At 59.7% G+C, this 13,245-nt stretch carries 13 protein-coding genes; 5 read left to right on the forward strand and 8 right to left on the reverse strand.

Annotated features, from left to right (window positions below):
* The 4 genes from CKALI_RS00875 to CKALI_RS00890 are packed head-to-tail and all read right to left on the reverse strand — an operon-like array spanning position 1 to position 7,394.
* Complete coding sequence (locus CKALI_RS00875; RefSeq protein WP_156191514.1) at positions 1 to 3,300, reverse strand: arabinosyltransferase domain-containing protein; 3,300 nt, start codon at positions 3,298 to 3,300, stop codon at positions 1 to 3.
* 11 nt (positions 3,301 to 3,311) lie between these two features.
* Positions 3,312 to 5,246, reverse strand: coding sequence for a galactan 5-O-arabinofuranosyltransferase (locus tag CKALI_RS00880; protein WP_156191515.1), 1,935 nt, complete (start codon positions 5,244 to 5,246; stop codon positions 3,312 to 3,314).
* Between the two features lie 12 nt (positions 5,247 to 5,258).
* Positions 5,259 to 6,002, reverse strand: a complete 744-nt coding sequence (locus tag CKALI_RS00885; RefSeq protein WP_156191516.1) for a decaprenylphospho-beta-D-erythro-pentofuranosid-2-ulose 2-reductase — start codon at positions 6,000 to 6,002, stop codon at positions 5,259 to 5,261.
* Positions 6,003 to 7,394 (reverse strand): FAD-binding oxidoreductase, encoded by a 1,392-nt coding sequence (locus CKALI_RS00890; protein WP_231580497.1) that lies wholly within the window; start codon positions 7,392 to 7,394, stop codon positions 6,003 to 6,005.
* A 194-nt stretch (positions 7,395 to 7,588) separates the two neighbouring features.
* On the opposite strand from CKALI_RS00890, the gene CKALI_RS00895 reads away from it, so the two are divergent.
* Entirely contained in the window at positions 7,589 to 7,729 is a 141-nt protein-coding gene (locus CKALI_RS00895) for a hypothetical protein (RefSeq protein ID WP_156191518.1), read from the forward strand.
* A 3-nt stretch (positions 7,730 to 7,732) separates the two neighbouring features.
* Here the strand turns inward: CKALI_RS00895 and CKALI_RS00900 are convergent, their stop codons facing one another.
* Positions 7,733 to 7,960: a hypothetical protein gene (locus CKALI_RS00900; RefSeq protein ID WP_156191519.1), complete on the reverse strand. Its 228-nt coding sequence runs from the start codon at positions 7,958 to 7,960 to the stop codon at positions 7,733 to 7,735.
* Positions 7,961 to 7,978: 18 nt separating this feature from the next.
* Here CKALI_RS00900 and CKALI_RS00905 point away from each other — a divergent pair, with 18 nt between their 5' ends.
* Genes CKALI_RS00905 through CKALI_RS00920 form a run of 4 tightly spaced genes read left to right on the forward strand, consistent with a single transcriptional unit; the run spans position 7,979 to position 10,591 of the window.
* Positions 7,979 to 8,368 carry a hypothetical protein gene (locus tag CKALI_RS00905; protein ID WP_156191520.1) on the forward strand — a complete coding sequence of 130 codons (390 nt, stop codon included), beginning with the start codon at positions 7,979 to 7,981 and terminating at the stop codon, positions 8,366 to 8,368.
* A 32-nt stretch (positions 8,369 to 8,400) separates the two neighbouring features.
* On the forward strand, positions 8,401 to 9,420 hold the full coding sequence (locus tag CKALI_RS00910) for a hypothetical protein (protein WP_156191521.1): 1,020 nt from the start codon (positions 8,401 to 8,403) through the stop codon (positions 9,418 to 9,420).
* A gap of 23 nt (positions 9,421 to 9,443) precedes the next feature.
* The gene (locus CKALI_RS00915) at positions 9,444 to 10,190 is read left to right on the forward strand and encodes a hypothetical protein (protein ID WP_156191522.1); all 747 of its coding nucleotides are present in this window, start codon (positions 9,444 to 9,446) and stop codon (positions 10,188 to 10,190) included.
* 17 nt (positions 10,191 to 10,207) lie between these two features.
* Positions 10,208 to 10,591, forward strand: coding sequence for a GtrA family protein (locus tag CKALI_RS00920; RefSeq protein ID WP_156193608.1), 384 nt, complete (start codon positions 10,208 to 10,210; stop codon positions 10,589 to 10,591).
* A gap of 75 nt (positions 10,592 to 10,666) precedes the next feature.
* Here CKALI_RS00920 and glfT1 read toward each other — a convergent pair whose 3' ends face one another.
* Genes glfT1 through wzm form a run of 3 tightly spaced genes read right to left on the reverse strand, consistent with a single transcriptional unit; the run spans position 10,667 to position 13,219 of the window.
* Positions 10,667 to 11,569 carry a galactofuranosyltransferase GlfT1 gene (gene glfT1 / locus CKALI_RS00925; protein WP_156191523.1) on the reverse strand — a complete coding sequence of 301 codons (903 nt, stop codon included), beginning with the start codon at positions 11,567 to 11,569 and terminating at the stop codon, positions 10,667 to 10,669.
* Positions 11,569 to 12,360: a galactan export ABC transporter ATP-binding subunit Wzt/RfbE gene (gene wzt, locus CKALI_RS00930; protein WP_156191524.1), complete on the reverse strand. Its 792-nt coding sequence runs from the start codon at positions 12,358 to 12,360 to the stop codon at positions 11,569 to 11,571. The genes glfT1 and wzt overlap by 1 nt, the downstream gene beginning before the upstream one ends.
* A gap of 10 nt (positions 12,361 to 12,370) precedes the next feature.
* The gene (wzm, locus tag CKALI_RS00935) at positions 12,371 to 13,219 is read right to left on the reverse strand and encodes a galactan export ABC transporter permease subunit Wzm/RfbD (RefSeq protein ID WP_156191525.1); all 849 of its coding nucleotides are present in this window, start codon (positions 13,217 to 13,219) and stop codon (positions 12,371 to 12,373) included.
* Positions 13,220 to 13,245 lie beyond the last annotated feature (26 nt).

Genomic DNA, 13,245 nt, shown 5'->3' on the forward strand with positions numbered 1-13,245 from the left:
CTATTCGGAGGTCTGCATCGGACCCGGGTTCCACAGCCCGGAGCGTTGGACTACCTTGTGGTCGATGACGGCCACATCAGGTGCTTCGCCGCGAGTGTTGGTGCGCGGGTAGTAGCGGGTGATGGAGCCCCAGTCGCGATGCCAGTCGTCCTTCAGGTAGCCAGGGATTTCCACGGAGGTGTTCACTGCCTCGGTCAAGCCCAGGACGCCACCACCGGCGTAGTCCATCACTGGGGAAAGGGTGACCTTGCCCGGATGGTCAGGTGCTACACGGAACTTCGGAAGCTCGGCGACACCGGCGTAGTGGCCGAAGGTGCGCTGGCAAGGGAACTGCAGGGAGACAGCCCAGTCGAGCAGGCCTGGGTCTTCGGAGCCGATGACGTCGTTGAGCGAGGAAAGCTCTGGCACGCGCGGTGGCAGGAATGCCAGCCACTGCTCAGGGTCGAGGTTCTGGTCCTCGGCTACGATACGCACGGCGTTTGCGGACTCAGGAATCGAGGACATCGGGATACGCAGGTTACGCCAGGACGGAGTTGGGCCAATGTCGAGTGGCTCGAGCTTGCCGACATTGCTCACATCAGAGCCGTTCACGGTTGCATACTCAAGGACGAGCTTCTGGCCCTTTTGCTCCACACCGTTGATGTCGTGGTGGTAAATGCGGCCGGCGGCGGAGATGACCACCAGTGGGGTCTTCTCGGAGCGCGCTGGCAGCGTGTACCAGGAGCTGGTGAGTTCAGCCGGGAACTGCGGACCTTCGGTGTAGGAGCCGACCACCGGGATCTCGGTGTGGTCGAGACCGAATGGCAGCTGTGCCTTGGATCCGTTAACGCCTTGGTCGTCACGCGTACCACCGGTGTTACCGGTCTGCTGACCGCCACCGGTTTCAGTGGTGTCCTGGGAAGCGGTGGCGCCACCGATGGTGCCTTCCGACTTCTCTACGCCGACAGCTTCGGCATTAATCGAGGTCGGAATGTTGTTGGCGCCGAAGCCGCGAGGTTTGCCGGACTCGAGAGACTTGCCGAGCGGGGTGCCGTCGACGGTCTTCAGGAACGAGTCGTTGGAGTTGGTCTCCAGCATGGCATCGTTGGCCAGAGCGCAGTGGTCGCCTGCGGCGGCACGGAAGTTGCCCAGGCCGACAGAGTAGGCAGGGTACTGGGAGATGAAGCCCTTGCCCAAGCTCAGCAGGGTGAACACCATCACCACTGCGGAGACCACGGCGATAGGGGAGGCTGCCAGGCCCTGGAAGCGCTGCAGTCGTTCCTTTCGGTCAGCGCGGAGCTCGTCCAGCTCGCCAGCGACCTCAGCTTGTGCGGTGCGCACGTCAGAGACGAAGGACTGGATGACACCGACCAGGAGCACCAGGAGCGCAATGGCCAGCATGACGCTGGAAGCCTCGATGCCCTTGAACTGGACAGTCTTGTCGTACCAAGGGATGCCGAAGCTGGAGATGTACCACCAGCCGTTCGGGCCAGACAGGCAGAACGCCAGGATGAACAGGATGCCGCCGAAGAGCAGCGTGCGGGAGCGTGCGGACTTCAGCGCCATATGTGACAGGGCGACAGCCGCAAGGCCAGCCATGGCAGCGCCGATGCCCGCCCACACGCCGAAGTGGTGCGTCCACTTGGTTGGGGTGAACATCATGAAGAACAAGGTGCCCAGGAAGGTGAGCAGCAGGCGTAGCGACGGCCCCTGCGCGGAACCCGGTACCCGGCCGTGGCGCAGCATCGATGCCAGTACCAGTGCCACAGACACGAACACCATGATGACTGCGAAGCGGCGGGTAAAGGAACCGTCCACAGTCTGGCCCATGAGCGACTCGTAGCGGACCCACTCCATGTACCACGCCAGGGCCGGGCCCTTTTCGGCGCGGACGCTGATGGCTTCCATTACGGTCGTCAGGGTCTGGTCGCCGAAGACAGCCAGCAAAATCGCGGTGCCGGCGGCTAGGAACGGGGCGACCAATGCCAATGAGGCGGTGAAGGTGCCCTTGCCACCGTGTGGCGCGCCGAGCAGCGGCAGGCGACGGTACATGATGCGAATCAGGCTGGACAGGCCCGCGAGGAGCGCAGCCACGGCCATCAGGCCGGTAGGACCCGCGCCCAAAGACAAGGTAGCCAAAATGACGGCGATGGCGGCCGGAAGGAGTCGCGAAGTCGCGATCGCGCGCTCCATACAAACCCAGGTCAGCAGCGCGCCGAGGGCGATAACCGGCTCAGGGCGGGTGCCGTTGTTGTAGACGATCCAGAAGCTCAGGAAGGAAAACGCGGCCGTCCAGTGCGCTACTCGACGGTCACCGATGCGGGTACCCAAACGAGGCAGCACCTCACGCGTGATCAGCAGCCACACGAGCCAACCTGCCAGCAGGGCCGGCAGACGCATCCAAATGGAGCTAGTAGACACGTGGGCCATGAGCGCCAGGAGGTCGTAGTACGGGGCTCCGAATGGAGATTCTGGAACGCCGAACCAGCGATAGTAGTTGGCCATGTAACCCGAGTCATGCGACAGTCGAGCCATGGTCAGCAGGTAGCCGTCATCTGCGGTGTTCGCGCCGATGAAATGCCACAGCAAGAGGATGGCGCCAACGATGCCGTCGAGAGGCTTGAGTTTCCACCACTCTGGAGGGAAGAAGTTTCGGGATTTGCGGCCATCGAGGATATCAATGCGGTGCAAGCACCACAGGGCAACCACGGTCATGGCCAAACCCAGCCACATGGCGATGTACTTCAGTGCGCTCGGGCTCGAAGTGAAGCGGGAGTTGATCTCCACATGGGCGCTGATACCTTCGATGTTCTCGCCGCGAGGCAAGTCGGTATAAATGCCGGTGAGCTGTGGACGGTAATCGCCCTCAACAACTTCAGTCTTGGAGCCGAACTTTACAGTGGTTTCGGTGGCCGTGGAGCTCACCTCGAGGACGCCGTCGGCAGGTAACTGCGCCTTCGGGATGCTCATTGGAACGCGGTCGCGCACGACCACATCTAGGCCTTGATCAGTGGAACGAACGAACATGCCGCGGGCGGTGGCGTCCTTGGAATCGGCAGGTAGCGTACCTAGGACCATCCACTCCTTGTCGGGAAGCTTCTCGGTCGCAGATACTGGGACCTTGAGGCTCACCTCCTGTGGCGCGTAGGAAAGCAGAGGCGCGTTGACGCTGTTAAGGCCCTGCTGCGGCCAATCGAACGACGACTGCGTTTGATTGACCGGCAGGAACGGCGTGAGGAGGAAGAGGAAAAATCCCGCCAGACCTGAAATAATCGCGGTGGTTTTTAACCAGTTCGGGGCTTGGTTGGCTGCTTTTGACACAGCTCTTTACTCTACGTCACTGGGTTAACAACCACCACAAATGGACCTATCTGCTTAATGGTCCAGCCTGTGAAAACTTCTGGGTTGAAATACACGCCACGCGAACGCACGTTTGGGTTATTTGGGTAGATATCCTCAGCTAGGTCAAACTTCCATCGGCTCTCTGGATCACCAACTTGGCCATGCAAAATAAATACGTCTGGGGAGCCCCATGGGGACTTTTCCAACTCATTCTTGAAAGCAGCTGGATCCTTGAGATCCTCGTTGGACCGTACCGCCCAACTCTCAATGGTTTCATTGCGTGCTTCAAATTCGCCCAATGGGTTGGCGTAGTGGCTGGTGAAGGCTTGGAAACCGTAATAAGGGTGGAATGAGAGAAAGTCCTTAACATCAGTGAGCACCACCGTCTGGGTCGGCTGATAGCCCTGGTCTTTGATGAAGGTGTCAATCTCTGGAAGATATTTGGCGGAGTCGGCCGGGAAGCGGTCAGCGCGCTCACCATATCCATCGGTATCGGTGTACGCGAGGTCGATGGCCAAGCGCGCCCGCTCCGGAATGCGCTGGGTATAAGATGTGCCCGCCATAGTCAGGATGATCATCATTACCGCGGTAACCTTCACCCCGAACATTGGATCTTCCTTCATCGGGAGGAACTTCGGCAGACCATTTAAGCGGAAGTCGGCAATCCCGAGTACACCCGCCGTCGCCAGCAGCAGTACGACGAGGATATCCAAGCGGAACCCCAACAGCGTGTTACCGCTGAGAGTAAACACCATGGAGGCGACTACCCAGGCGTACATAATCACCAAGGTGGTAGCCAAAGCGCGGACTTCGTCCTGCCTAATGCGGAAAACCAGGTAAATCAGGCCAATCACGCACAATGCGCCAATGAGCGAAAACGAGAAAATTGGCACCGGCACCTGCGTGCCGTCCAGCGGCAAATAGTGTGTGGCACTCGACTTACTAGTCGGTGCACCCGAAAGCACCTCGAACAGGTACGGTCCCCAGGCGATCAAGGCAATCGCAGAAGAACTAAAGCCCACCACAGCAAGCTTGATTACCGGGCCAACGGAACGGTGGATAAGAACGGAGTACAGCATGGCGATGACCACAACGCTGAGGGCGATCGCGCCAGTGAAGATCGTGTACGTCGCGGCAGAAAGGCCCAGGTAGACGGCAAGGCCTGCGGCCGCCGACCAGCTGTTGCCCAGCGTGTGGGACATGAGGATCGCAGCTGCGGGAATACCCATGGCCACGATGCCGGCGTACGGCTCCTCCGGGCTCATCACCAAGAAGACAGCTGTGCTGGTCAGTGCAATGCCCACTGCCACCGGCAAGCTGCCGCTGAGGCGCTGCCATACCGGAACCAACGCACACACGATGGCTGAAATGGAGACCAGCGCCCACGGTTGGTACGCTTCCCAGCCTGCCAGGCCCAAGAGATTTGCGAAACGCCCGCCGAACCAGAACCAACCGGCAGGGTAGAAAGTCGGCATGTCCTGGTAATTCATGTCGCCCAGGCCGTTTTCTGCAGTCATGCGCGTCAGGAACTGGGTGCGGAAGCCCTGGTCAACTGTCACGCCATCCAGGTACAGGCGGGTTGCCGACAGCGGGATCGCAATGGTCGACACCACCAGCGCAGCAGGGGAGAGGTATGTCACTAGGTAGGTCAGAGACTTGCGCCAGCGGGGGATGCTGCGGCCTAGCTGCCGGTCCCGCAGCCAGAAAAACACGAGAGTGCCCACGGCGACCATGGTGATGCAACAACCGGCCGTCGATAAGGCGCGTGAGACGTAAGAACCACCAAACGCTGGCAGGTTGGTCGTCTTGAGGACAAACCAACTTGCCAGCGTTAGGAATGCGCCACCGAATATGGCTGCGAACATCGCGAGGATTGTGGAGCGGATGCTGAGGGTGTCAGCGTGGTATTTCTCGTCGACGTTCATGCTTCTCTCTTGCTAGATTGGCAACTTCCGGAAAATTGGCTTCGGAATGTGCTGCAGCACCATCATGACCGGCTGGAACGCTGGGTGAACCCAGATCTCTTCCTTACGGTTCAAAACGCCATCGACAACTGCCTTCGCAACATCTTCGCGATCAACAGTCAGCGGAGCTTCCTTCACACCTGCGCTCATCTTAGTGCGCACCTGGCCCGGGCGAACAACCAACACGTTCACGCCGAACTCGCGGAGCGCCTCACCAAGCTGGGTGTAGAAGCCATCGAAGCCGGCCTTAGTAGAGCCGTAGACGAAGTTGGAACGGCGAACCTTCACGCCAGCGACGGAGCTCAGCGCCACAATAGTGCCGTGGTGCTGCTTCTTCATCCGCTCGGAGAGCAGGACACCCACGGAAACCGCGCCGGTGAAGTTGATCTGCGCGGCCTCAACGGCCTTTGCCTGGTTCTGCCACTGCTCTTCATTGTCACCGAGCACGCCGAACGCAACGATCGCGATGTCGATATCGCCCTTGATCTGCTCAAACATGGCAGGGTGCGCATCGAAGTCGGTGGCGTCGAACTCGACGAACTCAGCGGTGCCGCCGAGCTTTTCGACGGCCGCGATCGCGGTTTCCGGCCGGGTGCGGTTAGCCAACGTGACCTTGGCTGGCCCCTTAGACAGGAACTCTTCAACGATGGCCAGGCCAATGTCGGAGTTACCGCCCAGGAGCAGGATGTGTTGTGGCTTGCCTACTGCATTCAGCATTTACTTTCCTCCCAATTCGAGGCGTCGGGACATGTCGGATGCGAAGACACCCGTTGGGTCGATCTCGTTGCGGACCTTGAGCCAGCCCGCCATGCCTGGGTACATCTGGTGGAAGTTCTCCGCGGAGGTGCGGGACTCCTTGGCCAGGTAGAGGCGGCCGCCGAACTCCATGACGCGCTTATCCAGCTCGTCCAGGAACTGGCCGAGGCCCTTCTTGATAGGGAAGTCGACGCAGACGTTCCAGCCTGGCATTGGGTAGGACAGTGGTGCCTTGTTTCCTTCACCGAACAGCTTGAACACGTTCAGTGCGGAGTAGTGGCCGGACTTTTGAATGTCCTTGACGATCTCCTTGAACGGCTCCACAGCTTCGCGTGGCACCACGAACTGGTACTGCAGGAAGCCGTTCTTACCGTAGCCACGGTTCCACTCGCCAATGAGATCCAGTGGCTGGTAGAACTGCGTGAGGTTTTGCACCTGGTTCTTGTACTTGCCGGACTTGATCCACCACAGCTCGCCGATCGCGATCATGGAGTACTTATTCATGGTGAAGCTCGGGAAGATGTCCGGAACGGTCACCAACTGTGGTGCGTTGAACTTGAGCGGATCCTTCGCCAGCTTCGGATTGAGCTCCTCAAGCTGGGCGAGCGTGGCCAGCGATCCGCGGGAGATAGCGGCGCGACCGAGCTTTGGCTCTGGGGAGATCGCGTCGAACCACGCGGAAGAGTAGGTGTAGTTGTGCTCGGAGCCATCGGAGTGGAAATCGATGGTTTCCTGCAGGTTAGCGGTGAGATCGCCGTCTGCGATGAAGTAGGCGGTCTCCGTGCGCGTCATCTTGATGCGGGCACGCAGGATGATGCCGGTCAGGCCCATGCCACCGATGGTTGCCCAGAACAGTTCGCCCTGAGGATCCTCTGGGGTGCCTTCAGGCTCGAGGTGCAGGATGCGACCGTCGGCAACGAGCAGTTCCATGGAGACCACGTGATCGCCGAAGGAGCCGGCGGAGTGGTGGTTCTTGCCGTGAATGTCCGGGCCGATGGCGCCACCGATAGTGACCTGGCGGGTGCCTGGAAGGACTGGGACCCACAGGCCATAAGGCAGGGCTGCCTTCATCAGTTGGTCGAGCGTGACGCCACCGTCGACGTCGACAATCGCGGTTTCCGTATCGATCGAGTGGATCTGGTTGAGCGGCTGCATATCGACAACCAGTCCACCGGCGTTCTGGGCTGGGTCGCCATAGGAGCGTCCCATGCCTCGGGCGATGATGCCACGGTCGTTCTTTTCTGCAGCTTCCTTGACTGCGCGAACAATCTGCTCCACGTCTGGCGTGGACAATACCTGCGCAGTTGTCGGGGCAGTGCGGCCCCAACCTGTCAGTACTTGTTGTTTAATCACGACCTCAAGGCTACCCGCGTTTAACAGTGGTCGCTTGTCCCCACAAATGGGGGGTCGCTCACATTTTTCAGTCCTCGAGCTGAACAGGAATTTCAGTAGAAGTCATAAAATCCTACTTTTCTGAGGAGGTTGTGTCGGGCTGGAATGTGCTGCAACACTGGGCACCCCAACCAACCAACGAGAAAGGATTCATCATGGATCTCGGACTTCTGTTTGATGGCATTGTTAACTCCGTCAAGGCACTCTTCAACGTAGCTACCGGCTCCGCTGAGGGCATCTTCGCTACCGTCGAGTACCTCTTCGACAACACCTCCTCCGCACTGGGTTCTAACTAATCCCTAGTACAGATCTAGGAGGTCCCGGATTTCCTTTGGCAGGTCTTCCTGCCGAGTGATCGTAGGGCCCTCGTAGTTCTTCAGGATTTCGTACACCCGTACGCGGTCCTGAGAATCAAGGAGTGGGAGTTCCTGGGCCAGCATCATCGTCAGTTCATTACTGAGCGGAGTGTTGGTCATAGCCGCAGCCGTATGTTCGGTTGCGGCTTTCTTCTTCAAAAATCCAAACATGAGGCCATACTAGTACTCATGGATGACTTGTTATTGAGTATTTCGGTCGGCGCAGCCACAGCATTGCGCAAGCCATGGGCGCGCATCGCGACGCTAGCCGCTGGCGTGGGAACGGTGGCCTATATCAATTCGACTGACGATGACCCAAATAATGATCCAGCGATCGTCATCGATCGAGTACGTCAACGCATCGGTGACATCGGGGATACTCCAGGACCAGATTCCGATTTCCCAGCCGGTGACCTCGGTTCTCCGCTGCGCACATGGGCAATCGTTGGTGGCATGGCGTTGGCAGTTGTTGGAGCCGTTAAGGCGGAGCGTCGTTTTCTTAAATCGACAACGTCCCGGGTGGCTGCCGGGCTGGTCACAGGCACCGCGACTTACTTGTGCTGCCAAAGCATCACGTAGCGCCTAGCATTCGAAGCGTGAGCTTCGTTCCAATGACTGACCCGAGACTGCAGCGCCCGCTGCGTCGCGCATCAGCGGCGCCTGGGGAGGCGCTGCTGGTTCAGGCTGTCAACAGTGAGAGCGGTGCTTGGCGACGCCTCCGCGTCCCCGGCACCATTGGAATGGAGCGCTTTGCGCGCATTCTGCAGTTGGCGTTCGACATTGTGGAACCCGCTGAGCATGCTTTCGTGCAGCTCGATGGCACAGATGAGGGTGCCCCGGTGGTCATGCCGGCTCCGACACTCGTGCGTTTCGACGCCGCCGGTACTCCGTCCGAAACCGTCTCTTTGGGCGAGTTGCTTCGGGTTGCCGATCTCCGGTTTATTTCCAAGTTCACGGCGCCGCTGTGCATTGATTTGTCCCTAGTCTCCGAGTTGCAGCGCTCGCCGCGCCTGGAGACACTGTGCATTGATGGTGAGGGTTCGCTGAACTCGCAGGTCTTCGATATCAAGGCAATCAACCGCGAGTTGGACGCGGAGCGCTGGGTTTTTGCCAAGATGTCTGAAGTGAAGCCGAGCCTGCGGGACTTGATCTTCCGCACGGGGATGTGGGAGACCGCCCAGCTTGTTGCATTCCTCAATATTGGTACCCCGCCGGAAATCACCGAGGCTGAGGCCGCGAAGATGGTTGCGCCGGTGCTTGCTGATGCCCGCATGGTAGAAATGCTGGATTTGGATGACGAACGCCTGGGGCTGTCCACTTCCCTCGACGTGTGGAACCACATTGCGCATCGCCTGCCCCTCGAGCGCGATACCCGTGGCAATGACGCGGCCTGGCTGCGATTGATCGCCCTGATTTCTTCGATGCCCTTTGGCGCCGCAACAACCTTCATCCTGGAGGGCATGGCTTGGACAGGGCAGCGGACAACACTTGCGGAAGTGGATTCCCTCACACGTCAGACCATGGATGTGTTGCGGGGCTTGGGCATTATTGTGGGCGATGACCTGGTCTTGGGTGGTGTGCTCTCCAAGCCGCGCCGGGAATTCCTCCGAATGGTTTTGCACTCGTCTTAACGACTTTCACTACCCTGGGGGCCATGCGTTCCTTGATTCTGTGGGCCGGGGTTCGGGGCGCGAATGTTTATCGGCACATCGGGGTCAACGACACCATGTGTTTGGATGAGTTTCGTCGCGTCCTGGATGTTTGCTTCGGCTTCGATTCCGCCGAGCCTTCGACATTCCCTGGGCTGCATCCGTCCTCATTGATCCCCGACAACCTCACGTACGAGTGGGGCCTGTGGATCGTCGACATCCACGTCATCGACGCCTACCCTCGCGACGAGGGCACGCCGCGCGCTCTGTGCATCGGCGGGGCAGGCTCGCTTAACGACGACTTCGACCTAGCCACCGTGAACACGGAGCTGACGGGTCGCGAAACCCTCTCCGCTGTCTTGTCCTTGGCCCACCCGGAACTCCGCGACCTCATTGAACGGGGGTCGCTGTACGATTTCGTTCCTTTGCTCCAGGCACTTGACCTGCGCCAAGCCTTCGGAACTTCCCTAGGGTTGCCCCTGGAAATCGACCCTGCGGCCCGGGACGCCTTCTGGGTGACAGTCCTTGTCCTGTCCTGCTTCAGCGAACCCGAAACTTCCGACAGTCTCCTGGAAGGGACCATGGCAGAGCTCGGCTGGGTCGAGGATGACGGGACCCCATTGACCGCTCCGGCCATTAGAGCCCTGTGTGCGGCTTCTCTGACGCAGCTCGCTGCGCTGGGGGCTTATGGGCGACACGCCAAGTCCCCGGTCGACAGGTTAGAGATCTACCGAAACCTGCTCGCGGGGTAGTATCTCCCCCTGTGGACATGAAAACGCAGGGTTACCGCTTCATCATTTCTGGTCTCATCTCGGCTGTAGTCGACTGGGGCTTCACTGCGCTGACCCAGTTTCTCTTCAACTTCTCGCCCGGCAAAGCCCGCCTCGTCGGCTTTGTCTTCGGCACGATCACTGCCTATGCCATTAACCGACGCTGGACCTTCCAGGCGGACCACTCCTGGAAGCGCTTGTTCTACGTTGCCATCTTGTACACGGTGACTGGTTGGCTGAACATGACGCTATACGCCTGGGGATTCCACCTTCTAGAGCCGCACGGCCCACGCCTGGTCGCGTCCCTCGGTGCCTTCGTGTTCGCGCAGGGCATTGCCACGGTGCTGAACTTCTTCGCGCAGCGGATGTTCATTTTCAGATAAACCGTGTCGGATTTGGTTATGCAAACTGTAGAAATAAGCCTCAAAAGTCAGTCTGCATTACCAAATCCAGCAGCCCTACTCTGGCCGCTCGAACTTCTCCTCGCGCCCCATCTTGTGAAGCTTCAGCCACTCCCGGAAGCCCTTCGGGTCCTTTTCCTGCACGAGGAAGTACCAGCCGAAGCGGGCATATTCCTGTGGCAGGAGTTTGCGCATGCCGGGTTGGTTCATGAGGTAGCCGCGGTTGCGGTAGGTGAAGAATCGCTTGGATTCCGATGACGGGTACTGCGTGTGCATCCGGCCACCGAGGATCGGTTTGAACTCGTCTGAGCCGTTGGGGTGCAGGTACGCCGTTTCCAAGCAGGTGCCAAATGGCAGTCCGGATCGGACGAGTCGGCGGTGGTATTCAACTTCGTCGCCGCGGATGAACAGCCGATAGTCGGGGACACCGATACGTTCCATCGCCTTGGCGGAGATCAGCGCACCGTTAAACAGCGATGCGATGCCCGGCAGGAAGCCAGTGCCCAGCTCGGAGCGCTTGCGTCGCCACTGCACGCCGCGGCGCAGTGGAAACGCGAGGTCAGCGGGGGCAGCCTTATCGACGACCACCGGCGAGACCTCCGCCAGGCCGTGAGCCAACGCGCAGTCGTACAGTTTCGCAAGGACTTCAGGTCCTTCGGGGCGACCGTCGTCATCCGCGCACCAAATCGCGTCGGCGCCCAGCGCTAGCGCGCTCAAGAAGCCGTAGGCGAAGCCGCCGGCCCCGCCGAGGTTGGTTCGTGACGGCAGGTAGATGCCACGGGAACCACAGACCTGCTGAACCAAGGAGGCGACTGCTTCTTCGCAGCCGTTGTCCACCACGATGATCCATTCGACGGGCCGGGTCTGAGCCGCCACGACCTCGAGGGATTCGCGGAGCATTTCCACGCGCTGGTGCGTGACGATGACCGCGGCGACGCGGTCAGAGCGCGAAAGATTCATTAGGCTTCTTCTTCCATTCGCTTCAACAGGCGGCGCACATGGTCGGCGGCACCCTTTCCTTCGTATGCTTCCACGACCTCGGGCACTGTGCCAGCCTGGCGAATAGTGCCGTGGTCGACCCAGAGGGCGGTGTCGCACAGTTGGGCGAGGAAGTCGTTGGAGTGGGAGGCGAAGACGAGGATGCCGGAGCGTTCCACGAGCTCCTGCAGGCGTGACCTAGCCTTGGCCATGAATGCGGCGTCGACGGCGCCGATGCCTTCGTCGAGAAGCAAAATTTCGGGCTCGATCGAGGTGACCACGCCGAGCGCGAGACGGATGCGCATGCCGGTGGAGTAAGTGCGCAGTGGCATGTTGAGGTACTCGCCAAGCTCGGAGAAGTCGGCGATTTCGTCGATCTTCGCCTTCATTTGCTTGCGGGTCTGGCCGAGGAAGAGGCCGCGGATGATGATGTTCTCGTAGCCCGAAATCTCCGGGTCCATGCCCACGCCGAGGTCGAAGACGGGGGCCACGCGACCACGGATATGGGCAGAGCCGCGGGTGGGCTCGTAGATGCCGGAGAGCAGGCGCAGCAGAGTGGATTTGCCGGCACCATTGTGGCCGACGAGTCCGACGCGGTCGCCTTCCTGCAGGTGCAGGTTAATGTCCTTCAGAGCCTCGACGACGACGGTGTTGTTGGCATTGCGTCCGATGGCACCGCCCGCCGCGCCCAGGAAGGCTTTCTTCATGGAGCGGGACTTGGCATCGAAGATGGGGAAGTCGACGCAGGCGTTGTACGTATCAATTGAAACCATGTCGAATCTCCTATACCCAGTAGCTCACGCGGTAGCGCCACTGCTTCATAGCGAGCATGGCAAGTATCAGCCCAGCGACGGTGCAGCCGAGGACAACGTACCAGTGGTACATCGGAAGCGGGGCACCGATGAGGGGTGCGCGTACAACCTCCATGTAGTGGTACAGCGGGTTGAGCTCCACGATCCGGGCGCGTGTCTGCATTTCTGGTCCGGCGGAGCGCAGGGTAGACGTGGTCCACACGATCGGAGTGACGTAGAACAGCAGCTGGACGAGTGCCTCCAGCAATGGCGCAACATCGCGGTATCGGGTGGCGACGATGCCGAAGAACATCGCGACCCACACGCCGTTGACAATCAAGAGCAGCAAGGCAGGGACGGCCAGCAGGATATCCCAACCCAGGGGGCGCGGGAAGATCAGCATGAGGATGACCCAGATGACCATGTTGTGCAGGAGGAAGAGGGTCTGTCGCCAAACCAGGCGGTAGACGTGCACGGACAGCGCCGAGGGAAGCTGCTTGATCAGGCCCTCGTTATCAATGAAGATATCCGAGCCTTCCTTAATGGCACCTGAGATAAATCCCCACATAATTAAGCCCACAGTTACATGAGGCAAAAATTCAGATAATGATATCCTGAACAGAAGTGAATAAAGCAGGCCCAAAGCTAGTGCCATGACGCCGGTCGCGATGGTGATCCACAGCGGTCCGAGTACCGATCGGCGGTAGCGTTGCTTGATATCCTGCCAACCCAGTTGCAACCACAATTCGTGCTGCTTAAACCCGCGGGACAGGTCTTTCCAGGCCGCGGAGAAGGTAGTCGATTGGGACGCAGGTGCGTTGGAAGGATCGACTCGGGTCATCCGTTCGAGTATTGCTGCTTTGTCTG

This window comes from Corynebacterium kalinowskii (assembly GCF_009734385.1).
GTDB lineage: Bacteria > Actinomycetota > Actinomycetes > Mycobacteriales > Mycobacteriaceae > Corynebacterium > Corynebacterium kalinowskii.

Coding starts and splice junctions, on each gene's coding strand:
- CKALI_RS00880 (WP_156191515.1), bottom strand. CDS start 5,246: ATGAACGTCGACGAGAAATACCACGCTGACACCCTCAGCATCCGCTCC.
- CKALI_RS00885 (WP_156191516.1), bottom strand. CDS start 6,002: ATGCTGAATGCAGTAGGCAAGCCACAACACATCCTGCTCCTGGGCGGT.
- CKALI_RS00895 (WP_156191518.1), top strand. CDS start 7,589: ATGGATCTCGGACTTCTGTTTGATGGCATTGTTAACTCCGTCAAGGCA.
- CKALI_RS00900 (WP_156191519.1), bottom strand. CDS start 7,960: ATGTTTGGATTTTTGAAGAAGAAAGCCGCAACCGAACATACGGCTGCG.
- CKALI_RS00905 (WP_156191520.1), top strand. CDS start 7,979: ATGGATGACTTGTTATTGAGTATTTCGGTCGGCGCAGCCACAGCATTG.
- CKALI_RS00910 (WP_156191521.1), top strand. CDS start 8,401: ATGACTGACCCGAGACTGCAGCGCCCGCTGCGTCGCGCATCAGCGGCG.
- CKALI_RS00915 (WP_156191522.1), top strand. CDS start 9,444: ATGCGTTCCTTGATTCTGTGGGCCGGGGTTCGGGGCGCGAATGTTTAT.
- CKALI_RS00920 (WP_156193608.1), top strand. CDS start 10,208: ATGAAAACGCAGGGTTACCGCTTCATCATTTCTGGTCTCATCTCGGCT.
- glfT1 (WP_156191523.1), bottom strand. CDS start 11,569: ATGAATCTTTCGCGCTCTGACCGCGTCGCCGCGGTCATCGTCACGCAC.
- wzt (WP_156191524.1), bottom strand. CDS start 12,360: ATGGTTTCAATTGATACGTACAACGCCTGCGTCGACTTCCCCATCTTC.
- wzm (WP_156191525.1), bottom strand. CDS start 13,219: ATGACCCGAGTCGATCCTTCCAACGCACCTGCGTCCCAATCGACTACC.